The sequence below is a fragment of the Dolichospermum planctonicum genome (assembly GCF_005402965.1).
GTDB lineage: Bacteria > Cyanobacteriota > Cyanobacteriia > Cyanobacteriales > Nostocaceae > Dolichospermum > Dolichospermum planctonicum.
Genome location: NZ_BJCF01000009.1, coordinates 51,056 through 74,751, shown reverse-complemented (window position 1 = coordinate 74,751; position 23,696 = coordinate 51,056). Strand labels below are relative to the sequence as shown.

Annotated in this window: 16 protein-coding genes; 3 read left to right on the top strand and 13 right to left on the bottom strand. The window is 37.9% G+C overall.

The window, feature by feature from the left end; all coding sequences use genetic code 11:
- Window positions 1-59: 59 nt before the first annotated feature.
- The 8 genes from rpsJ to FFO06_RS06325 form a co-directional block, all read right to left on the bottom strand.
- Window positions 60-377, bottom strand: a complete 318-nt coding sequence (rpsJ, locus tag FFO06_RS06360; RefSeq protein WP_015113498.1) for a 30S ribosomal protein S10 — start codon at window positions 375-377, stop codon at window positions 60-62.
- Window positions 378-556: 179 nt separating this feature from the next.
- Window positions 557-1,786, bottom strand: a complete 1,230-nt coding sequence (gene tuf, locus FFO06_RS06355) for an elongation factor Tu (protein WP_137907283.1) — start codon at window positions 1,784-1,786, stop codon at window positions 557-559.
- A gap of 22 nt (window positions 1,787-1,808) precedes the next feature.
- The gene (gene fusA, locus FFO06_RS06350; protein WP_137907297.1) at window positions 1,809-3,887 is read right to left on the bottom strand and encodes an elongation factor G; all 2,079 of its coding nucleotides are present in this window, start codon (window positions 3,885-3,887) and stop codon (window positions 1,809-1,811) included.
- Between the two features lie 314 nt (window positions 3,888-4,201).
- The gene (gene rpsG, locus FFO06_RS06345; protein ID WP_137907282.1) at window positions 4,202-4,672 is read right to left on the bottom strand and encodes a 30S ribosomal protein S7; all 471 of its coding nucleotides are present in this window, start codon (window positions 4,670-4,672) and stop codon (window positions 4,202-4,204) included.
- Window positions 4,673-4,994: 322 nt separating this feature from the next.
- Window positions 4,995-5,378, bottom strand: coding sequence for a 30S ribosomal protein S12 (gene rpsL, locus FFO06_RS06340; RefSeq protein WP_028085100.1), 384 nt, complete (start codon window positions 5,376-5,378; stop codon window positions 4,995-4,997).
- A 159-nt stretch (window positions 5,379-5,537) separates the two neighbouring features.
- On the bottom strand, window positions 5,538-5,864 hold the full coding sequence (locus FFO06_RS06335; protein ID WP_137907281.1) for a HesB/IscA family protein: 327 nt from the start codon (window positions 5,862-5,864) through the stop codon (window positions 5,538-5,540).
- Window positions 5,865-5,932: 68 nt separating this feature from the next.
- The gene (locus FFO06_RS06330) at window positions 5,933-6,349 is read right to left on the bottom strand and encodes a cupin domain-containing protein (protein WP_137907280.1); all 417 of its coding nucleotides are present in this window, start codon (window positions 6,347-6,349) and stop codon (window positions 5,933-5,935) included.
- A gap of 282 nt (window positions 6,350-6,631) precedes the next feature.
- Window positions 6,632-8,500, bottom strand: a complete 1,869-nt coding sequence (locus tag FFO06_RS06325; protein ID WP_137907279.1) for a phosphodiester glycosidase family protein — start codon at window positions 8,498-8,500, stop codon at window positions 6,632-6,634.
- A 461-nt stretch (window positions 8,501-8,961) separates the two neighbouring features.
- Here FFO06_RS06325 and FFO06_RS06320 point away from each other — a divergent pair, with 461 nt between their 5' ends.
- Window positions 8,962-13,629 carry a glutamate synthase-related protein gene (locus FFO06_RS06320; RefSeq protein ID WP_137907278.1) on the top strand — a complete coding sequence of 1,556 codons (4,668 nt, stop codon included), beginning with the start codon at window positions 8,962-8,964 and terminating at the stop codon, window positions 13,627-13,629.
- A 318-nt stretch (window positions 13,630-13,947) separates the two neighbouring features.
- Here the strand turns inward: FFO06_RS06320 and FFO06_RS06315 are convergent, their stop codons facing one another.
- From FFO06_RS06315 to FFO06_RS06305, 3 genes are all read right to left on the bottom strand, one after another.
- Window positions 13,948-14,895 (bottom strand): polysaccharide deacetylase family protein, encoded by a 948-nt coding sequence (locus FFO06_RS06315; RefSeq protein ID WP_137907277.1) that lies wholly within the window; start codon window positions 14,893-14,895, stop codon window positions 13,948-13,950.
- A gap of 167 nt (window positions 14,896-15,062) precedes the next feature.
- Window positions 15,063-15,431 (bottom strand): EamA family transporter, encoded by a 369-nt coding sequence (locus FFO06_RS06310; protein WP_137907276.1) that lies wholly within the window; start codon window positions 15,429-15,431, stop codon window positions 15,063-15,065.
- A 129-nt stretch (window positions 15,432-15,560) separates the two neighbouring features.
- Window positions 15,561-16,517 (bottom strand): glycosyltransferase family 2 protein, encoded by a 957-nt coding sequence (locus FFO06_RS06305; protein ID WP_137907296.1) that lies wholly within the window; start codon window positions 16,515-16,517, stop codon window positions 15,561-15,563.
- A 78-nt stretch (window positions 16,518-16,595) separates the two neighbouring features.
- On the opposite strand from FFO06_RS06305, the gene FFO06_RS06300 reads away from it, so the two are divergent.
- Both FFO06_RS06300 and FFO06_RS06295 read left to right on the top strand, forming a co-directional pair.
- Entirely contained in the window at window positions 16,596-19,064 is a 2,469-nt protein-coding gene (locus tag FFO06_RS06300) for a hypothetical protein (protein ID WP_137907275.1), read from the top strand.
- Between the two features lie 3 nt (window positions 19,065-19,067).
- Window positions 19,068-20,597, top strand: a complete 1,530-nt coding sequence (locus FFO06_RS06295; protein ID WP_137907274.1) for an ArnT family glycosyltransferase — start codon at window positions 19,068-19,070, stop codon at window positions 20,595-20,597.
- A gap of 46 nt (window positions 20,598-20,643) precedes the next feature.
- Here FFO06_RS06295 and FFO06_RS06290 read toward each other — a convergent pair whose 3' ends face one another.
- Both FFO06_RS06290 and FFO06_RS06285 read right to left on the bottom strand, forming a co-directional pair.
- A complete protein-coding gene (locus tag FFO06_RS06290) occupies window positions 20,644-21,909 on the bottom strand; it encodes a mannosyltransferase family protein (RefSeq protein ID WP_137907273.1) in 1,266 nt (421 codons plus the stop codon).
- Between the two features lie 109 nt (window positions 21,910-22,018).
- Window positions 22,019-23,587, bottom strand: coding sequence for a hypothetical protein (locus FFO06_RS06285; RefSeq protein WP_137907272.1), 1,569 nt, complete (start codon window positions 23,585-23,587; stop codon window positions 22,019-22,021).
- Window positions 23,588-23,696: the final 109 nt, after the last annotated feature.

Below are 23,696 nucleotides of genomic sequence, written 5' to 3'. Positions count from 1 at the left end.
ACAAAAACAGATCCCCGAATTTTTATCAAAGTCGGGGATCTTATTGGCCAATGACAAATTTACAATTTGACTTCAATATCCACACCAGAAGGCAAATCTAGCTTCATCAGCGCATCAATGGTTTTAGAAGAAGGCTGATAAATGTCAATAATGCGCCTATGGGTACGGGTTTCAAAGTGTTCGCGTGAGTCTTTATCTACGTGAGGTGATCTGAGTACGCAATAGATCTTTCGTTTTGTTGGTAAAGGAATCGGTCCTATAGCTGTCGCGTTGGTACGGTTAGCTGTGTCTACAATCTTCTCGCAAGATGTATCTAATAAACGACGGTCAAATGCCTTCAAGCGAATTCTAATCTTTTGCTGCTGTAGAGTGGCCATATCAAAGTTTTCCAGGTTCGGTAAATTTTAGACTTTAGATTTTAGATTTTAGATTTTAGATTTTTAGATGTCATCTCGAATTTAAAATTTAAAATCCAAAATAGTTTTTGGGAATAGAAAGGAGCAGAGATTTTATCATTTATCTCCGCTCCTTTGTCATGAGAGCAAAAAGGTGAGTGTTATTTCAAGATTTTAGCGACAACACCAGCACCAATAGTCCGGCCACCTTCACGAATAGCGAAGCGCATACCTTGTTCAATAGCGATCGCATTAATCAAGGTTACAGTCATTTTGATCCGGTCTCCGGGCATCACCATTTCTGCCGCATCACCATTATCAGCGGTAAACGCTGTGATTGTACCAGTTACATCAGTTGTCCGCACATAGAACTGAGGACGGTAGCCAGAGAAAAATGGAGTTTTCCGTCCACCTTCTTTTTCTGTTAAAACGTAAACTTCACCTTCAAATTCAGTATGAGGGGTAATTGATTTTGGTTTAGCGATTACCATTCCCCGTTCAATATCAGCTTTTTGGATACCGCGCAGTAATACACCTGCGTTATCCCCTGCTTGACCTTCTTCAAGACTCTTCTTGAACATTTCAATCCCAGTCACGGTAGTAGCGCGAGTATCTTTAATACCTACCAACTCTACGTTATCACCGACTTTGACCACGCCCCGTTCAATCCGACCCGTGGCAACTGTACCACGACCTGTGATGGAGAATACGTCTTCTACTGCCATCAAGAATGGTTTGTCTATAGCCCGCTCTGGGGTGGGGATATAAGAATCTACAGCGTCCATTAATTCGTAGATTTTGTCTACCCAAGGATTTTCACCCCGTTGAGTTTTGGGATTTGCGGTCATTGCTTGGAGAGCTTGTAGACCTGATCCTTTGATAATGGGAATATCATCACCAGGAAAATCGTAGCTCGAAAGCAGTTCTCGTAGTTCTAGTTCTACCAATTCCAGCAATTCTGGGTCATCCATCAAATCTTCTTTGTTCAAGAAGACTACGAGACTGGGAACACCGACTTGTTTTGCCAAGAGGATGTGTTCACGGGTTTGGGGCATAGGACCATCCGTAGCCGCAACTACCAAGATACCTCCATCCATTTGCGCCGCACCTGTGATCATGTTTTTCACATAGTCAGCGTGTCCCGGACAATCTACGTGAGCATAGTGACGACTTTCAGTTTCATACTCAACGTGAGCAGTATTGATGGTAATACCCCGGGCTTTTTCTTCCGGTGCATTATCAATTTGGTCATAACCCTTAGCTACAGCTTGACCCATAGCTGCCAATGTCATAGTAATAGCTGCTGTTAAAGTAGTTTTACCGTGGTCAACGTGTCCAACAGTACCGATATTTATGTGGGGTTTATTTCTTTCAAACTTTGCGCGTGCCATGAATACTAGTTTCCTTTTTTAATTAAGCGTTTCCTTTACTTTTGGCAATGATAGTTTCAGCCACGCTCCGAGGTACTTCCTCGTAGTGACTAAACTCCATCGTAAAAATTCCCCGACCTTGGGTTTTTGACCGGATATCAGTAGCGTAACCAAACATGGTTGCTAGTGGAACTTTCGATACTACCTTCGCAACCCCATTTTCAGTGCTTTGGCTTTCAATCTGTCCTCTGCGGGAGATTAAGTCACCGATGACAGTTCCCATAAAGTCTTCAGGTACTTCAACTTCAACTTTCATCATCGGCTCTAAGATGACAGGAGAAGCTTTTGCAGCCGCTTCCTTGATTGCCATAGAACCGGCAATTTTGAAAGCCATTTCTGAAGAGTCTACGTCATGGTAAGAACCATGTATTAATGTGGCTTTGACATCAATGAGTGGATATCCGGCTAAAATACCGGATTCACAACATTCTTTCATTCCCTGTTCAGCAGGTCCTATGTACTCTTTGGGTACAATCCCACCGACAATTTTAGAGACAAATACAAAACCTGTGCCTGGTTCGCCTGGTTCTAAGTTGATCACCACGTGACCATACTGACCCTTACCACCACTCTGACGGATGAATTTACCATCAACTTTTTCGACGGATTTGCGGATGGTTTCGCGGTAAGCCACTTGGGGCGCACCAACGTTTGCCTCTACTTTAAATTCCCGTAACATCCGGTCCACGAGAATTTCTAGGTGCAATTCTCCCATTCCCGCAATTACAGTTTGGTTAGTTTCAGGGTCAACACGAACACGGAAGGTGGGATCTTCTTCTGACAGGGATTGTAGTGCTTTGGAAAGCTTGTCCATGTCGTTCTTGGTTTTGGGTTCAACCGCTACCGAGATCACTGGCTCAGGAATAAATAAGGATTCCAGAATTACTGGTGAGCCTTCATCACAAAGGGTATCACCTGTCAAAGTATCTTTTAATCCTAGTGCAGCACCTAAATCACCAGCCCGTAGTTCATCCACGTCTTGCCGATCATCTGCTTTCATCAGCACTAATCGAGAAATCCGCTCTTTTTTGTTCTTACTGGCGTTGAGAATATAACTACCTTTCTTCAACACACCAGAATAAACACGAACGAAGGTCAGGCGACCATAAGGATCAGCCATAATCTTAAATGCCAAAGCTGATAATGGTTCGTTATCATCAGCATGACGTTCTACGGGATCACCGTTGAGCAGTGTGCCTTGAATTGGTGGTACTTCTGTTGGCGCTGGCAGGTAATCTATCACTGCATCCAACATCAACTGCACACCTTTATTCTTAAAGGCTGAACCGCACAGCACTGGTACGATTGTCCCAGCAATTGTCCCTTTACGTAGAGCAGTACGGATTTCTGCTTCTGTCAGTTCTTCGCCATCAAAATATTTGGTCATCAAAGCATCTTCGGTTTCTGCTACTGCTTCTACCAATTGTTTGCGATACTCTGTGGCTTTTTCTTGTAAGTCGGCGGGAATTTCTGTTTCTTGGATATCAGTTCCTTGGTCATTTGTGTACATATATGCACACATCCGCACCAAATCTATAATCCCCTTAAATTCAGTTTCACTACCGATGGGTAGTTGAATGGCGATCGCATTGGCCCGCAAGCGATCGCGCATCTGATCATGCACTCTATAGAAGTTCGCACCCGTGCGATCCATCTTGTTAATAAAGGCAATGCGAGGTACTTTATAGCGGTCTGCTTGTCGCCATACTGTTTCTGACTGTGGTTGTACACCACCTACGGAACAAAACACAGCAATTACACCATCTAATACTCGCATGGAACGTTCGACTTCAATTGTGAAGTCCACGTGACCTGGAGTATCAATAATGTTAATTTGATGATCTTTCCAACTGGTACTAATTGCAGCTGCAGTGATGGTGATTCCCCGCTCTCGCTCCTGCTCCATCCAGTCTGTGACGGCTGTTCCTTCGTGAACTTCGCCAATTTTATGAATGATCCCAGAGTAAAATAATATTCTCTCTGTCGTCGTTGTTTTTCCCGCATCTATATGCGCCGCAATACCGATATTGCGTACTCTCTCTAGCGGGTTTGTGCGTGCCACCATTACCTCCTATTGTTGTCGCCCTATGATATCTTGTATATTACTGCTGCTATATAAATCCTAGACGAAGCTAGACATTTACTTCTTACTTCAATGGGAGCATGGGAGCGGTTATCCCTCAGTAAGCTTTCACGCTTTAGCCAAACGCAATATCACTTTTTTTTGCTCTGAAAAAACTATCACTATAATTGCTTGGTTTTCGCATAAGTAATAGTTTAATTAAAGACTATGGTTTTGCCATTCCGCGCTATCAGCTAATTCACATTGTATATGAATTACCGAGCTGGGAAGACGATATCGCTTTTCTACTTAGTTTAGTAACGATAGTGTGCAAATGCTTTGTTTGCTTCTGCCATGCGATGCGTTTCTTCCCGCTTACGAATAGCGCTACCAGTTTCATTCGCAGCATCCATTAACTCATTAGCCAGTCTTCCTGCCATAGTTCTCCCTGGACGTTGACGAGAATACTGTACTAGCCAACGTAATGCTAGGGTAGTACCCCTATCTGTACGCACTTCCATTGGTACTTGGTAGGTTGCTCCACCGACTCGGCGAGCTTTTACTTCTACTAATGGTGTAGCGTTACGCACTGCTTTCTCAAAAGTTTCTAAGGGACTTCCACCGGTGCGTTCTTCAATAGTTTTCAAAGCATCATAAACTATTCTTGCGGCAATTGATTTTTTGCCATGACGCATTAGTCGTCGCATCATCATACTGATCAGGCGACTATTGTACACTGAGTCAGGCGGCACTGGCCGCCTTTGACTAACACCACGACGAGACATACTTCATCCTTGAATAGGGAATTTGGCAACGAAATTATATGTTATCAGAACACAGGAGACTAAAAGCGGTTTCATCAGCCGCTTAATTTTCCTGATTTTTTGTTTATGGCTCTATCAGTTGTCAAGAGACTGAATTAATTCACTTTATTGTCTGTCACCAGACACAGAAGACGACAACTTAATCTACTTTTAAATTTAGATGAAAGTGCTGTTATCTTTTACAGGATTATTCTCAGAAGCTCATGCAACTTGCTTTTTCTCCCAGATACAGAGTTTTGGTCAGGACGATTAACCGTATTTAACGCGATTAACCGCCTCTTCCCTATTTTTTCCCTGCTTTCTGGCGTTTAGTTCCATATTTGGAACGGCCTTGTTTCCTGTCTTTAACTCCGGCTGTATCTAATGTACCACGGATAATATGGTATCTAACTCCGGGCAAGTCTTTGACCCGACCACCGCGAATCATAACTACAGAGTGTTCTTGTAAGTTATGACCAATACCTGGGATGTAAGCTGTCACTTCAAATCCAGAGGTAAGCCTTACCCTTGCTACCTTACGGAGTGCTGAGTTGGGTTTCTTCGGTGTTGTTGTGTATACTCTGGTGCAAACGCCTCGACGTTGAGGGCATTCTTTCAGAGCAGGGGACTTGGTTTTCTGACGCGCTAGTTCGCGCTCACTACGTATTAGCTGCTGTATTGTTGGCATGAGTTACAGCGCGTGAAGCTGCTTTATGATCTAAGTTTTAACAAATCCTGATTATATCATTTTTTCTGATTTTCTGTCAATCATTTTGGAAGGGAACAGGGAACTCTTAACAGGGAACAGAAACCAGGTAATTCCTAACTACTGACAACTGACTACTGACTACTGACTAACAGAGAAAGAATTGCCACAACTACAGATGGATATTGCTTGGGGGTTATCAAAGCGAAAACCACCACCCATCAAATCTTCTGCGTAATCTAGTGACAAGCCATTAATGTAATTTAGGCTTCCTGGGTCTATAACTAGACGAATATCATCAAACTCTACAACCTGGTCTGTGGCTTGTACAGTTGTATCAAAACCCAAATCGTAAAACCAATCACCACAGCCACCAGATTTCACCCGCAAACGAAATAAAATAGTTGATGGTTGTTTGGATTTTAAGCGCCTAATTTCATTAATGGCTGCTGAACTTAAATTAATCATGGAATTTTTTTATTGGTCAGTGGTCAGAAAGAAAAAATCCCCCCTGTCGATTCCCTTGTAACTATTGCCTATTTTTCACGTGCATAGTCATCTTGATAGCGAATAATATCATCTTCTCCTAAATATTCGCCATTTTGGACTTCAATCAAAATCAAGGGAATCACGCCGGGATTTTCTAAGCGATGAGTTGTACATTGAGGGACATAAGTTGATTGATTATTGCTTAATAATATCTCTTTGTCGCCACAAACTACTTTGGCTGTACCTGAAACAACTATCCAGTGTTCACTACGGTGGTGGTGCATTTGTAAACTCAGGCGATGTCCAGGTTTTACTTCAATGCGCTTAATTTTATATCCGCGACCCTCTTCCAAGACTGTGAAGGATCCCCAAGGACGTAATTCACCTGCGACAACGCTTCTAGAATTAATTGCTGGTTGTAAAGTAAGAGTATTCGTGGGGACTGTTTCTGATAATTTAGCCATAATTACCTCATTTGGAGACATAATAAACCCGTTTTTAGCTGTAACAGTTGATGACAAAGGGACTAAATTCAGCCACTTTGATTAAGATAGCAAAAGTCAGCACTGACTGGTAAAATGAGAATGTTCAAACTCATCTGTCTACATAAAATCTTGATCAAAAACACGAATTAGGATAAGATACGGGTAAGATACCTGAGTTCTTCTTTGATGGTATCAATATATTATGAATCAAGGTCGGAAGTCGAGTCTCTGGTTTCTATAACTAAAACCTAATACTTACATCTACTTCTTTTTTCTGTTTTGTGTAAGTCCTGACTTTGATTCTAGGAAAATTCCAATACCGTTATGAACACGGGCTGCTGTATTGGGAGAACGATCCAGCAATTGACCTCCTAAATAAAGACTGGTAGAACTACCACCGTCTAGATTTAAAGCGTTGATACAACCCATTGTTTGCATTAACTTGGCTTGTTCTTCTAAGGTTGGACCTCCACCACCTGCGCGATTATGTACGGCAGCAATCATTAAGTTACCTGTATTAAGGGTACAAATACTGCTACGAACTGCTTGACTGTTCATAAAAGCAGAACCGAATTTCTCGGCTTCTCCGTCGAGGACTATTTGCCGATTTTCTAATAATAGGGGTCCTGCACCGATAATATAGGGATAACGACTAAATTCGGGTGTGGTGGTGTTGTTGGTAAGATCAATTTTTGTCCCAATGGGTAATTGTGGTGTCTCATTACGGAAAATCAGGAGATAACCATTTTTGGGAATAGGAATAGCATTTATACCAGTTTTTAACCCTGGTAATTGATTAGTTACTTGATTGTTTTCCACGACAATTATATTTTCATTCTCAGTTAAGGGTGTATAAGTATCTCCCCATGCAGTTGTGTAACGAGAAATGCCATTTTGAACATAGCCAGTATTGAGTAAAATAATAGGTAAACGTTGATTATTGTTGCTAGTTAAGGTTTCTGTGAGGGTGAGGCGACCAAAATAGAATTGTCCGTTATTATTCCAAGCTATTGCTCCTCGGTTAAGAATTGGTCCTGATATCCATTGATTATCTCGTCTAATTGCCCCTAATGGTAATTTATTATTGCGGTTAAAATAACCACCATTAATTGCCGCTACGGCTAAGTAATTTTGAGCAGTTTGGATTAAAGGGGCAGTACCAGTTAATGTTTGCACGTTAGTTTTAGTTAAGATAGGCTTAATGCTTAAACCCACAGTCTGGGGATTAATATCCAACCAAACCACAGGAAAGCGGTCTGTTCCTAAAGTTACTAGCCGTTGTCGCCATTGTAACCCCTGCGCCCAGGTAATATTTCTTTCGACCATTGCATCAGGTTGAATATCAATTACTAGACGATTTGGCTGGGAGACGGTGCTAATTTGTACAGACTGTCCAAAGGGAATACTCAAACTGATAATTGTTTGATTATTGACAATTTCTATTTTTTCAATGGGTGATTCTGTGCTTTGTGCTATAGGAGGTTTAGGGTTATAAACTGCGAGTAAAGCCGCATCAGCAATAGTATCTAAAGTGACAGTCCATTGGCGGTTGGCCGGTGTGGTAGATTTGGGGATAATTTCATCAGGATCTACTACTTTTTTGACTGGTAACTCTTGTCTAATTTGCCAAAAAGTTGCGTTATCTAAGTCTAGTACAATCCGATCCCCTTTTGGTTGTTTACCAAGACGAATATTTCTCAGTTGAGAAGGGGGAGTGGCAATTACTAATGTGTTACCATTAGCTTTAATTTGCCATTTTGCTGTTTTAGCTAATTTACTTATATCTAAATAGCGATACCCACCTCTTAGTTTAGTATTAAGAATTATGGGATTTGTCAAGCTAGAAAACCACTGTATTGGCTGTTTACCAGGATTGTTACTACTGAGTAAATCTATGCCCATTAATTGCTTAACTGCGCCATCACTGATATAAGTTTGCATTCCTGTTGGTTGTAACCATGCTCCTGGTAAGGTTCGGCCATTTATAGTAATTTGATTACCAGCACTAACAGCAGTGGGAACGGAATTTGGTATTCTAGGAATATTTTGGGCGAATGCGCCATAACTAGCAGTTAAACACAGTGCTGCTGACAGCAGTGGTGACAGAGAATTGAGTATTTTCCAGATCATTGTGTTTTTTGATAAAGTTATTATGCAAAAACCAGCCTAACGAAAATTTATCAGAAAATTAAAAAAATAATTACCTTTTTTAGAAATAATCATGATAATATGTATATTGGGTTTTTGTCTCTTATCAAGAGTAGCAAACAGTTGTCACACTAAAAATACTAGCGATAACTGCTTTAAATAATACACACTGCTTGGAGGCTATGATCATAGTCTTGGAGATTAAATCTAAAATTCCCACAGCTCTAAAATTTTAGATTAGGGTAATTTTTTTTAGAGTGCATAAACAAATAAAAAATAGAGTAGGCACTGATAACACAGCTTTGGCTAAATGTCAAGCTAAGGCTGAAATTGTTATCCCTAAATTTTGGTAATTATGTATTTTTATCGAGTGCCAATAAATGAGAAAATTTCCCTATAGCAGTAGTAACAACGTCTGTACCTCAATATTTCAGGAATAAAGTATGAGTCATCAATCAAATCAGGGTCAGCAAACTACAATGTCAGATATCAATTGTCAAGATACTTATTTAGGACAAAAGTGGTTAGTAGAAGAAAGGGATGCTTGTGGAGTAGGGTTTATTACCCATCGTCAGAATATAGCTAGTCATGAAATTTTAAACAAGGCTTTAACTGCCTTAACTTGCTTAGAACATAGAGGGGGTTGTAGCGCTGACCAAGATTCTGGTGACGGTGCGGGGATACTGACAGCAATTCCTTGGGAATTATTAGCACAAGATAACAGTCACGGAATTGATTTTGCTAATGTGAGTCATAAGGCGGTGGGAATGATATTCTTGCCCCAAGACTCGGAAGCGGCTCAAGTTGCTAAGAACGCATTTGAGCAAATAGCAGCAGAGGAAAAATTGACTGTACTGGGCTGGCGAGTAGTTCCGGTGCGTCCAGAGGTGTTGGGTGTACAAGCTAGAGAAAATCAACCTCGTATAGAACAGGTTATAATTTCTTGCGCTGATAAAAGCGGTGATGAATTGGAAAGAGAACTGTATATTGCGAGTAAACGCATTATGCAAGCGGGAAGGAGAATTTCTGAGGATTTCTATGTATGTTCTTTCTCTAGTCGCACCATTGTTTATAAAGGCATGGTACGTTCGGCTGTATTGGGGGATTTTTATGAAGATCTCAAGCATCCTGCTTTTAAAGTATCATTTGCGGTATACCATCGCCGCTTTAGTACCAATACTATGCCGAAATGGCCTTTAGCTCAACCCATGCGGTTATTAGGTCACAATGGAGAAATTAATACCCTGTTGGGGAATATTAATTGGATGATGGCACGGGAGGCGACTCTGAGTCATCCAATTTGGGAAGATCGTTTTGATGAACTCAAGCCACTGGTAAATACTGATAATAGTGATTCTGCTACTTTAGACAATGTATTAGAGTTACTGGTACGTTCGGGACGTAGCCCCTTAGAAGGGTTGATGATGATGGTTCCGGAAGCATACAAAAATCAACCTGCTTTAGCGGAATATCCAGAAATTGTAGACTTTTATGAATATTACAGCGGGTTGCAGGAAGCGTGGGATGGACCAGCACTGTTAGTATTTAGTGATGGGAAGAAGGTAGGAGCAACATTAGACCGCAATGGTTTACGACCTGCGCGTTATGTCATTACCAAAGATGATTATATCGTTGTGGCTTCGGAAGCGGGAGTTGTAGATTTACCAGAAGAGAATGTTCTAGAAAAGGGTAGACTAGGACCAGGACAAATGATTGCGGTAGATTTAAATACCCAAGAAATCTTGAAAAATTGGGAGATTAAACAACGTATTGCAAAACAGTATCCTTACGGGGAATGGTTGCAAAAATATCGCTTAGAATTGAATCGCTTAGTTAAGGGTGAGTCAAATGGTAATGGACATCATAGCTTAACTAATGGCAATAGGCAGACTAGCAGGAAAATTGATACACAAGTCCTATTACAACAGCAAATCGCTTTTGGCTACACTATAGAAGATGTGGAAATGGTAATTCACCCCATGGCCAGCACTGGTGCGGAAGCGACTTTTTGTATGGGTGATGATACTCCATTGGCTGTGCTTTCGGACAAACCTCATTTACTGTATGACTATTTTAAACAACGTTTTGCCCAAGTGACTAATCCAGCTATTGACCCTTTGCGGGAGAAGCTGGTTATGTCCTTGACAGTGGAACTGGGGGAAAGGGGGAATTTATTAGAACCTAAGCCAGAGTACGCTCGTAAGCTCAAATTAGAATCGCCTGTACTCACTCAAGCAGAATTGGAAGCAATTAAACTGTCAGGATTTGCCACGGCTGAATTGTCGACTTTATTTCCCATATCTACAGGTCCAGATGGTTTGAAGTCCGCTGTGGAATCTTTACAAAAACAAGCGGCGGAATCTGTACGGGCTGGGGCAAAGATATTAATATTAAGCGATCGCACTGACACGGGTATTGCTGCGGAATATACTTATATTCCGCCATTGTTAGCTATTGGTGCAGTTCACCATTATTTGATTCGCGCTGGGTTGCGAATGAAAACGTCCTTAATTGTGGATACCGCCCAGTGTTGGAGTACCCATCATTTTGCTTGTTTATTGGGTTATGGTGCGGGTGCTATTTGTCCTTATATGGCTTTGGATACTGTGAGTGCTTGGTGGGATGATCCTAAGACCCAGCAGTTTATGACTAGGGGGAAAATTGCTACTTTGACCTGGGAAAAAGCTATAGAAAATTATCGCCAAGCTGTAGAATCGGGTTTGTTGAAAATTCTCTCGAAAATGGGGATTTCTCTGCTTTCTAGCTACCAAGCAGCACAAATATTTGAAGCGATTGGTATTGGTGGTGATTTGTTGGCTTTGGGTTTTCGGGGAACAACTTCCCGTATTGGTGGTTTAAGTGTGAGTGAATTAGCTCAAGAAGTGTTATCTTTCCACCGCAAGGCTTTCCCAGAATTGACAGCGAATAAGTTAGAAAATTTAGGTTTTGTTCAATACCGTCCTAGTGGGGAATATCACAGTAATAACCCAGAGTTGGCTAAGGCTCTACATAAGGCGGTTAATGGTAAGCAATATGACCATTATCAAGTGTATAAACAGCATCTGCAAAACCGACCTGTGACAGCACTGCGTGATTTATTGGATTTCCACAGTGAACGGACACCAATTTCTTTGTCAGAAGTAGAGTCCGTTAATGATATTGTGCGGCGTTTTTGTACCGGGGGGATGTCTTTAGGGGCTTTGTCACGAGAAGCACATGAAACTTTAGCGATCGCTATGAATCGCATTGGTGGTAAATCTAATTCTGGTGAAGGTGGAGAAGATCCGGTTCGTTACAACGCTTTAAATGATGTTGATACTGCTGGTAAATCTCCTACTTTCCCCCATTTGCATGGGTTAAGAAATGGTGATACCGCTGCAAGTGCCATTAGACAAGTTGCGTCAGGGCGGTTTGGCGTTACGCCCCAATATTTAGCCACAGCTAAACAAATTGAAATTAAAATCGCTCAAGGTGCAAAACCAGGAGAAGGTGGACAGTTACCAGGTCCCAAGGTTAGTCCCTATATTGCTATGTTACGGCGTTCTAAACCCGGTGTAACTTTGATTTCTCCACCACCCCACCATGATATTTACTCTATTGAAGACTTAGCACAGTTGATTTTTGATTTGCACCAAATTAACCCTAAAGCCCAAGTTTCAGTAAAATTAGTCGCAGAAATCGGTATTGGCACAATTGCTGCGGGTGTAGCTAAGGCTAATGCTGATATTATCCAAATTTCAGGCCATGATGGCGGTACTGGTGCATCACCCCTTTCTTCTATTAAACACGCTGGTACTCCTTGGGAATTGGGTTTAACAGAAGTACATCGGGTATTAATGAAACACAGGTTACGCGATCGCGTTATCTTGCGTGTGGATGGTGGTTTAAAAAGTGGTTGGGATGTATTAATTGGGGCTTTAATGGGTGCTGAAGAGTTTGGTTTCGGTTCGATAGCTATGATTGCGGAAGGCTGCATTATGGCGCGAATTTGCCACACTAACAACTGTCCTGTGGGTGTCGCTTCTCAGAAAGAGGAACTGCGGAAGCGGTTTACAGGAGTTCCCGAAAACGTTGTCAACTTCTTCTACTTTGTCGCGGAGGAAGTGCGGAGTCTGTTAGCTAAATTGGGATATCGTTCTTTATCAGAGGTAATTGGTCGCGCTGATTTATTAACAGTACGCTCTGATGTAAAACTCAATAAAACCCAAGCTGTGAACTTAGATTGTTTAACTAAGCTACCAGATACAAAAATTAATCGTGATTGGTTAGTACATGAAAAAGTTCATAGTAATGGACCTGTATTAGATGATCAATTACTAGCTGATGCGGATATTTGTCAAGGAATCCAGGAACAAGGGATAGTTAGTAAAACCTACGCCGTTGTTAATACCGATAGAACCGTCGGGACTCGGTTAACTGGGGTGATTGCTTCAAAATATGGTGACAACGGCTTTAAAGGGCAAATTAACCTGAAGTTTCAAGGCAGTGTCGGGCAAAGTTTCGGCGCGTTTAATCTTGATGGTGTGATTTTGAGCTTAGAAGGTGAAGCCAATGACTATGTAGGGAAGGGAATGAATGGTGGGGAAATTATCATTAAACCTCCCGCAAATGCGACTTACAACCCAGCGGAAAACGTCATTGTCGGTAATACTTGCCTTTATGGTGCTACTGGTGGTAGATTATTTGCTAATGGTTTGGCTGGAGAACGGTTTGCTGTACGCAACTCAAAAGGTACAGCCGTCATTGAAGGTGCTGGTGATCACTGCTGCGAGTACATGACTGGTGGTGTAATTGTCGTCTTGGGTAAAGCAGGCCGGAATGTTGGTGCAGGAATGACTGGTGGTTTGGCTTATTTCCTGGATGAAGTCGGTAATTTCCCAGATTTCGTAAATCATGCTATTGTTAAGGTCCAGCGGGTTGCCAGTGATGCGGGTGAAAAACAGTTGTATGATTTAATTAAAGCTCACGCTGATAAAACTGGTTCACCCAAAGCCTTAGAAATTATCGCTAATTGGCCAGAGTATTTACCCAAATTCTGGCAATTAGTACCACCATCTGAAGCTGACAGTCCAGAGGCTAAAGTGGCAGAAAAACAATTAAGTTCTGTGTAATTTGTCTGAATCAGGATGTTCAGGATTTGAGGATTTACAGGATTTAATTAAATACTTTATCCTGTTTATCCTTTAATCCTTTTTTGTCTGAATCAGGATGTCCAGGATTTGAGGATGTACAGGATTTAATTAAGATTATGTGCATCTTTATCCAGAATTGGTATAAGCTGATAGACATTTAATTTGCATAATTAAAACAGGTAGGATGCCTGTTTCACAAGAGTTTTAGTTGTGAGCAATATACAATTTAAATGCCCAACAGCTTATTCATCCTGTTCATCCTTTAATCCTGGGTATCCTGATTCTGACTTTATTTCTTTAAGGTTTCTTAGCTTTCTCAAGTTTCTGAGATTTCTGAGATTTATGGGCAATTAAGGATGGATACTGATCTTGCATTTCTAAAAGTTCGGGGACAGTCACAAATTCATAACCCTGTTTGCGAAACTTGCTAATGATTTCTGGTAATGCTTTGACAGTGTGAGATCGATCTCCGCCTCCATCGTGCATTAATACAATACCACCTGGTTTAGCTTCTCTAAAGATATTATTTATTAACCGAGGTACAGCGGGACGTGAATAGTCTTTGGAATCAGATGACCACATAATAACAGCATATTTATTACTTTTAGCATAAGCTACCACCCCATTGGTCATGTTGCCACCAGGTGGACGAAATAGACTAGTTTTCACTCCTGTAGTTTGATAAATTATGTCTCCGGTATTTGCAACTTCCGCAGCGGCTACCTGTGCATTCATGTGATGATACCAGTGATGCCAAGTATGGTTAGCGATAGTATGACCATCTGCAACTATTCGTTTTGTCAAGTCGGGATAATTCTTAACATTTTGGCCGACGACAAAAAAGGTGCTTTTGATGCGATTTTTCTGGAGAATATCTAATACTTTTGCTGTACTATTAGGCCAAGGACCATCATCAAAGGTTAGGGCGATAACTTTTTTTTCTGGGGGAAGTTTGGCTTCACTGATGACAATTCCTTGAAAGTTAGTCGGTACATCAGTAGAAACACCTTTTGCTTGTGCTTGTTGTTGCCAACTGGTGAGCATTTCTGTTTTCAACTGCTCTAACCGCTCTTGAGTTACCATAAGAACAGCAGTATCATTATCCTTGGTGCTGACGCTGCGATTTTGAGCGTCAGAGGTGCTATTTTTGAACATGATCATTAAAGCAATGCTTAAAGCACCAGTTAAGCCAAGTATTGATATTAATATTCCCCGTGTCTCAAAAAATGACTTATTATTTTCCACAGCATAACTCCTTCAAGGGGTGAGCAATAAATGATCAGGATAATGGTTCTGATGGTAGGTTATAACACATTTCTCTATGTACTGAGATTCACTAGCCTGACTTAACCTAACTTCTTCCTTGACAGGGGAGAGGTTTGGAGATTTGCTAGAGTGGGTGAGGACATAGTTTATTTTTTCCAGACTACTAATATCACTCCGGTGACAATTAAACCTAGTCCAAAAACACGGTTGAGAGGAATAGTTTCTTTTAAAACAAAGTAACCTAATAATACAGAAAATATATAACCAATTGATACAGCGGGAGCAGCAACGCTGAGATTGATTCTCGTCAGCAGGAGAATATAAGCGACAGCACCAATACCATAACAGGTTAGTCCTAATAAAAGTTCTGGTGTAGTCACAATACTAAGAATATGACTAATAGCGTTACCTGCATCAACTTTACCTAATTTTGTCGCTCCTATCTTCAAAAAAAACTGTCCAACAACACTAATGATAACTGAAATTAGCAGTAAACTAAATTCTTGGATTGACACGGATATTACCTGAGATGGTATATAGAACACAAATACGAATCCATAAGGCTTGACTACGCCAATGGGAAACGCTAATACAAAAACAATGTCTACCTGTTCAGCAATGAATAAAATGATACTATAGTCGTGTTATATTTCAATTTTCTTTTCTCTCAAACCTCCAGTTTCCTTTAATGTATAAAGAGGACGACCTTTTACTTCTTCGTATATCCGGCCAATATATTCGCCTAAAATACCAATACAAATTAATTGAACTGAACCAAGGAAAAACATGGAAATTGTAATTAATGTGTAACCAATTATGGGGGAGAATGGTTCAGATAAACGCCAATACAAAACCAATAATATCATAAATAAGGCAATAAAAGCTGATAATATACCTATATAGGTAGCCAGCCTCAAGGGAACTGTGGAAAAGGAGATAATACCATCAATTGCTAAAGCCCAAGATTTACCAAATGTATATTTTACTGTACCAGCAAAGCGGGGATCTCGTTCAAAAAGTACGGAAGTTTGTCGAAAACCTACCCAAGCACGTAAACCGCGAATGTAGCGATTACGTTCTGGCATAGAATTAAGGATATTTACGACCTGTCTATCCATTAAACAAAAGTCTCCTGTATCTTCGGGAATATCTACTTTAGCCAAGCGTCGAAGAATGCGATAAAAAAGATATGCAGTCAAGCGTTTTAGCCAGGTTTCTTGTTGACGAGATGTCCGCTGGGCATAAACTACTTGATATCCTTGATGCCATTTGTCAATCATGGTTAAGATTAATTCTGGTGGATCTTGGAGATCGGCATCCATAACAATGATACATTTACCTTGGACAAAGTTCAAACCTGCGGTAACAGCGATTTGATGCCCAAAATTCCGGGCTAAACTGAGGTAATGGACTCGGTTGTCACTATGATGTAATTCGCGCATCATACTTAAAGAGCGATCGCGGCTACCATCATCTATTAAAATTAATTCAGCATCACCGTCTAACTGTGCCATGACATGATGTAATCTGCGATACATCTCTGTGATGTTTTCTGATTCGTTATAAATGGGAATAATTAGGGAGTAGATAGGTTGGTTGATCATGATAAAATTTTTTGAGAAACTTGAAGATCTTTAAAATTCATCTTGAAAATTTAATTACCTGAAAATCAAAACATAATGAATGATTACCGTTATCTGAAAATCAATAAAGACTATATCATACTATTAACAATTTGGTTGATAGGATTACTGATAGATAGAACATGGTTTTTCTTAGATGAATCTATTCCATCCTATGATCAAAGCGCCCATTTAACCGCAGCATTGCATCATTATCGAATTTTTCAAAACCTGAATATTTTATCAGGTAATTGGTGGTTATCTCTGTGGGAATTAACCCCCAGTTATCGCGCTCCTTTTGTGTATATTTGTACTGTACCATTTTTGGTATTATTTGGTAAAGGCTATGATCAAGCTAGTTTAGTCAATTTATTATATACAGCTATACTGATTTTATCAGTATATCACTTAGGGAATTATTTATTTAAAAACCGAAAAATTGGCATCACAGCCAGCATATTTTGCTTATTATTTCCCATTATGGGAATTATGCGAACTGATTATTTATTAGATTATGGTTTAACGTCTATTGTCATAGCTACTTTCACCATTTTAACAATTTGGAAAGATAGTCATACTGGTTTTGTATCATGGGTATTAACTTTGATATTGGGGGTAGGAATAGGGTTAATTATGTTAGCTAAACCCACAGGTTTTATTTTTATTCTTATTCCTAGTATCTACACATTAATTATTTTTATCAGCAAACGTAAATTTATTAAACTAATTCAAACAGCCTTATCTTTAATTTTAGCTTGGTTAATTTGTGGTTCTTGGTATAGTTTAAATTGGTTAACTATTATTACTTCTGCATTAAATGCTAATAATGTGGGAAAAGGAGAGGGTGATCCTGCTGCGACAACCATTGCTGGTTGGTTATATTATCCGCAAACTATCCCAGAAACTGTTGGTTTTCCGATATTATTTGTGAGTATTGGTATTTTGTTAATTTATCTTTTTAAATCTAGATTTAGTCAAAATGCAGTTAAAGATAATTTAGCTAAGTCTGCTTTAAATTGGTTATTTATTTTCTTAATTGGTAGCTATGTAATTTGTTCTCTAGGGACAAACAAAGACATTAGATTTATTCTTCCTTCTTTTCCGGTAATTAGTTTAATTTTAGCTTACTTTTTTAATTTAATTGAAAATATCTGGTTTAATAAATTAAGATTAGCAACTTTTATAGTAAGTGGTATAGTTTTACTAAATAATTTATTTCCTTTACCTCTAATTCAGGCTTATGGTGGAAAACATTTACCAAATAATGAAAGTAAAAAATATCCTCTTGCTGAATTAATCGAGAAAATTTATCAAACTACCCCATATTTAAAAACAACTTTAGGAGTAGTTCCCGTTTCTACACCCCAAGTTAATGAATTTACCTTAGATTATTTCGGTACATTGGCTGATTTTCGCGTCTATGGGAGAAAATTAACGATGAAATTATCGCAAGTAGACCAAGATTTAGAGTATTTATCTTGGTATGTTACCAAAGATAATGAACCAGACGAACCGGGAGAAAAGGGAGAAACTAAACGCAAATTAAAATCTTTGATAGAAACTTCTCCTGATTTAAAATTACAAAGTGATTGGGTATTACCCCATGGTGATAAATTAAGATTATATCATCGGAAAAATCCTCAGATAGTTGTTGAGAAATTAATTGAAAAATTAAATAATGATCAGCATGATCAGAAATCAGTTACTTTAGAAAAAGTTATAACTGCTAATCAATTTATAATAGGTAAAAATAACTCCGTTACTTATCAAATTACAGGTTCATGGGATGAATTACAAAATGGTTTGTTACTATTAAAATGGCAAAATGGTCAATCAGCTTGGTATCATGATCATGCAATTGGTCTAGGTAATTTATATTGTGGTATAAAATGTCATCCCCAGGGAAATTTTCGAGTCATTGAGAATCTAGCTACATTTATTTCCCAGGAATTACCACTAGGAAAATATCAACTATCAGCATTCTATTTAGATAGAATTACTGGTAAAATTACACCTTTAAATAGTTTAAATAGTTCTGAGATAACTGTAAATGTTACAGACACAGGAAAATTAACAAAAACACCACCTTTAGATTTAGTTTCTCGAATGTCACAATTAGCAGTAGAATTACAAAATGGCAAGTTAGATAATATCTTTGTACAGATAGATAATTTTAATCAATATGACGCGACTCAAGACTATTTAAAACAAATTGAATTTGCTGCTAATTATTACTTAAAAAATCAACCAAATAACTTAAATTGGCGTTATACTCTAGTGCTATCACAACTTTTACAGCGCAAAGCACCAGCATTAATTCAGAATTTAACAGAATTAACTAAATATGATGGACAAAATCCTTATACTTGGCTTTATTTAGGAGTTGTTTATTTATATGACTTTCAACCCAGACAAGCCGAAAAGCAGTTAATAATGGTAGAAAAAATCAAACCAGATATCCCAGAATTAAAGACTTTAAAAACAGTGACAAATATTATGAAATTTCTCCCCTTAATTCACTTCTAAAATATGAACAATAAACAATGGTTATTAGGGTTATTGGTAGCGTCTTTGGTTTTATGGTTAATGTTTCTGGGAAATTTACCTTTACGAGATTGGGATGAAGGTACTTATGCTATAGTTGCTAGAGAAATTTATGGTACTGGTAACTGGGTTTATCCTACCATTCAAGGAGATCCTTTTTTATTAAAACCACCTTTAATGCAGTGGTTAATTGCTATTTGCTATCATGCAGGAGGAATACAAGAATTTACTACTAGATTTCCGGGAGCATTTTTAACCGCGCTAGGAGTTCCTTTACTTTACTTAATTGGAAGGTTAATTTTTGCAGAAACTTTACCAGCTTTATTTTCGGCTTTGGTTTATTTAACATTATTGCCTGTAGTCCGTCATGGTAGACTAGCAATGTTAGATGGAATGACTATTTCCTTTTTCTTATTATTATTATTTTGTGTTCTTAAAGCGCGTCATGATAGAAAATATGCTGTTGGTATCGGATTTTGTTTGGGTTTAATTACTCTGACAAAGGGAATGTTAGTAGTAGTTTTAGCAGGAATAGCAGGTTTATTTATCATTGCTAATAAACAATTAGCTATATTTAAAAATCCATTTCTATGGATAGGAATGTTTTTAGGAAATTTCCCTGCTATTGCTTGGTATTTTGCTCAATGGCAACATTATGGTAATATTTTCTTAGAAGTGCATTTTCAGTCTCAAGCTTTTGATAGACTGGGAAAAGCTGTAGAAGGTAATACCGGTCCGATTTGGTATTATTTACTGGAAGTGATAAAATATGGTTTTCCCTGGTTGTTATTTTGGCCAGGAGGCTTATATTTAAGTTGGAAAAATCGTCATACTGCTTGGGGTTGTTTAACTCTCATTGGTACAATTGTTTATTTTGCCATAGTTTCTTTAATGAGTACCAAATTACCCTGGTATATTATGCCTGTATACCCATTTTTAGCTTTAGCAATTGGGGCTAATTTAAGTTATATTTGGCAGGAAGAGAAGTTTAAAACTAGATTTTTGACGGGATTTTTTGCATTTTTAGTTATTATTGGTTTAGCAGGTTGTATTTATTTTAGTTTAGTTGATAAACAGCCATTGTTAATTGTTATGAGCATTATTTTAGCAGTGACTATGGGAATCACATCATGGTTTATTAATCAGCATAACCGTCAATTTATCCCGGTTTTATTTGCGGGAATGTATTTAGTTTTAGCAATGTTAATGAGTTCTCAATCATGGATATGGGAGTTAAATGAAAAATTCCCCGTTTTACCAGTTGCAGCATTAATTAGGGATAATATTCCACCAGGAACAGAAATTTATACTTCTTTTCCTGATGGTCGTCCTAGTTTAGACTTTTATAGTGATTGTCAAGTTATTCCTACATCTCTTGCAGATTTACAAGATAAGTTTGTTCATAAATCTTATTTGTTGGTGGATAATGAGACTTTGCAGAAAATGAATTTAAGGGGGAGTAAAATTATCGGGGAATCAGAAGGTTTTAAATTGATTTCACCCCTAATTAATTGACTGAACATATTTTTAAAGCTGGTACTGTCTATAATCAGTTCTAAGTTCAAGCCACCCAAAGCTTTTGAGCAAATCGAATAGAAAAGGTTATTACCAGTATGGCAAAAAAGCCTATAGACATATATCCCCAACGAGGATAACGCGATAACAATACACCCAAAGCTACACTTAAAGAGATAATACCGTAAGCAATACGATTTAATGACCAAGTTCCTCCAGAGGCTAAAATCAACGCTAAGGCGCAGAATCCATAAATCAGCGTAATAGGGGTTAATTGAGTGCGTAAATGCCATAATAAGTAAGCACCACCTAAAATCGGGACTGCATTAATCAATGGATCACCCCCTAGCAACCACAAAAATAAAATTAAAGCGTAAAAGCCATAATCCACCTTGACAGAACCTAATATTTTACGGAAGTACCACAATAAATAACTGCTAATTACAATAATCATAAATAACAATGGATACCAAGGATCTTTTAAATATCCTGATACTGTGTTAACCGGTCCAATTGTAATTTGCATTATAATCCTTAACCAACTCTGCCAGTCAAATCCAAGTGAAGGCCGCCATGCTTTTTGTGCATGGATAAAAGCCAAAGCATCACCAAATTTAATCTGACAATACAAGCTATAGATAAACAGACCACCACCAGTAGCTAAACTTGCAAGGTAAAATTTTATTCCCCTTTTTTCTTGCCAAGATGTAAGTAAAAAGGCTGGTATCAATGCTATACCAGTTGGACGGGCAGCGGTAGCTATGGCACCCCAAAGAGCCACCCAAGCACTTTGTTTTTTATCAAAAGCTCGTAAAGCAGCTGTACTGAATAAAAGATATAAGCCTTCAGAGTAAATTACCGTACAAAATAAAGAGGCTGGAAACCATGTAAATACGGCAGTTGTCCATCGTGCTGCACTCTTACTATAAAACTCATTTACCCAACTATACAAGACGAGCAATGCTATCAGAAATGCCAGATTATTGACTAATATTCCTGCCACTTTAAATGGTAATCCAAACATCATAAATGAATGAATTAATAAAGGAAATAACGGAAAAAAGGCAACTGAATATTCTTGCTCATGAATTGAAAAATTGTAGCCAGAAGTTGCTATTTTTTCGTAATGCAGACTATCAAAAGCATAAAAAATATCCCAGCTAAATGTAGCTTTCATGCCATCTGTTGGTATCGGCAACAAAGGGGCAAATACGAGCATTGCTATTGTTATAGTAAGTCTGCTTGTTAACCACATTACTATGGGAAAAAATAAACTATTATTAATAAGCTTTTGACAGTTAATTATTTCCATATATTAGGATTATGTCCTTTTCAGATTGATAAAGTAAATATCTAAAAAAAGTATACATCTTATTGGTGATAATGCAACTTAAACCGTGACTTAATTTTGAATTAAGGCATTATATCCCACTAGATGTAGATTTTTGTGTAATAAAATATAAATAATATCGCTCATCATAATTAAAGCCTTTTTTAAATTCCTTGATAGGATCAATCTTTAAGTCAGGATGATTAATTTCTAATGGTTTATTTAAAATCAATAATATGGGTTTTAATTGTTGTTTGCTGATTTGACTGACTTGGCTTAAAATTTCCATTTGATCAACTTCTTGTCGTTTAGTAGTAAATAACACAAAGCTACTTATCTTTTGAATTTCTGGATAATAAATTTGGCGATTAATATATCCAGCAATTGGTGACATTGTATAATCTTTACTCCCTACAATAAACATATCATTTAATTGATATTTATATTTCTCCTTTATATAAGCAGATGCTTCTTTGCTAGATGAAAAAGGAATAATCATGTCTCTACCAAAAGCAAATATTCCTCCCGCCATTTGCACATATAAAATCAACATAATCACAGATAAATAATAAGGTTTTGTCCATTTAATAACTTGTATAATATGAGTTTTCAACTTTCGGGGAAATAATTGCAAAAATAAAGATGTTTGAGAATAATAACTAGCAAGCCAAAGGCATACAACTAATAAAATATACAAATGCCCATAATGACGAGGACTACCTAAAAATTTAACGTATGTAAAGACAAGAATTTCAATTGTTCCAAAAGTGTAAAGAAACAAAACAAGTGGTTTTCTGAAAAATGATATTGTGAAAAATCCGAAAAATACTATAGATAAAATAGAAAATAAAATGAGGCTTAATTGTTGAGATTCACCAGGAACTAAAATAATAATATAACTATTCCAAAGCCTTACTAAAGTAGTAGTTAAGTGTTTAAAGTCAAAGTTTAATATAACTCCTGATAAACCTCCAGCTAATTTACTATCTTGAGGAGGAATAAGTTGAATCAAGGAGATAATTATTCCAGTTAAAACAATTAAACTACTTAAAATAATGTCATGTTTTTTCGCTAAAAGGTTTTGATGTAAAGATTTTTGAAAAATATACTCTAACGATAAAGTAATACTAAATGCTATTGCTAACATTAAGCAATAAGCATTTGAATTAGCAATTAATAATAAAACAATAGAAAGTTTAAGATAACTCTGTTTTCTTTGAGGATAGATAATGCAGAACAAAAAACATAATAATAACCCAATTGCATAATTTCTGCTAATTAATAAATATTCATAAAATGGAATATAACCTAAACAAAATAACAACTTTTGTGAATAATTAAATGGGGAATATCGAGTAAATAAATAAACAGATGATGTAGCTAAACATAGGTGAAATATTTGCATAATCACAGGGTTATTTGTGATTTGTTTTAAAATAGCCAAACAGATATACCAAACAAAGGGATGTCCTTCATAATGAATGTTATGAAATAATTCAAATAATGATTGACTATCTCTAACAATAAGCCAAACATTTAATTCATCGCGCCACATAGCATGATGGAGAATAGCAGGTAAACCAATTAAAAAAAATAAAGTAGTGCAAGAATTGCTAAACAGTATATTATTCTGGGTAAGCCGTTTCCAAACAAAATTCATATTGAATTTTACCTAACCTAAAAGAGGATTTTGGTGGTTATTTATCTATTGATAAACAAGGTTATTTTGTGGACTATCAATTAATCACTATCAATTAATCACTACTAAA

Excerpts from the sequence above, each read along its gene's own strand:
- FFO06_RS06320 (WP_137907278.1), top strand. The coding sequence starts at position 8,962 with ATGAGTCATCAATCAAATCAGGGTCAGCAAACTACAATGTCAGATATC.
- FFO06_RS06290 (WP_137907273.1), bottom strand. The coding sequence starts at position 21,909 with ATGGAAATAATTAACTGTCAAAAGCTTATTAATAATAGTTTATTTTTT.
- rpsJ (WP_015113498.1), bottom strand. The coding sequence starts at position 377 with ATGGCCACTCTACAGCAGCAAAAGATTAGAATTCGCTTGAAGGCATTT.
- FFO06_RS06325 (WP_137907279.1), bottom strand. The coding sequence starts at position 8,500 with ATGATCTGGAAAATACTCAATTCTCTGTCACCACTGCTGTCAGCAGCA.
- rpsG (WP_137907282.1), bottom strand. The coding sequence starts at position 4,672 with ATGTCTCGTCGTGGTGTTAGTCAAAGGCGGCCAGTGCCGCCTGACTCA.
- FFO06_RS06330 (WP_137907280.1), bottom strand. The coding sequence starts at position 6,349 with ATGGCTAAATTATCAGAAACAGTCCCCACGAATACTCTTACTTTACAA.
- rpsL (WP_028085100.1), bottom strand. The coding sequence starts at position 5,378 with ATGCCAACAATACAGCAGCTAATACGTAGTGAGCGCGAACTAGCGCGT.
- tuf (WP_137907283.1), bottom strand. The coding sequence starts at position 1,786 with ATGGCACGCGCAAAGTTTGAAAGAAATAAACCCCACATAAATATCGGT.
- FFO06_RS06335 (WP_137907281.1), bottom strand. The coding sequence starts at position 5,864 with ATGATTAATTTAAGTTCAGCAGCCATTAATGAAATTAGGCGCTTAAAA.
- FFO06_RS06285 (WP_137907272.1), bottom strand. The coding sequence starts at position 23,587 with ATGAATTTTGTTTGGAAACGGCTTACCCAGAATAATATACTGTTTAGC.
- FFO06_RS06300 (WP_137907275.1), top strand. The coding sequence starts at position 16,596 with ATGAATGATTACCGTTATCTGAAAATCAATAAAGACTATATCATACTA.
- FFO06_RS06295 (WP_137907274.1), top strand. The coding sequence starts at position 19,068 with ATGAACAATAAACAATGGTTATTAGGGTTATTGGTAGCGTCTTTGGTT.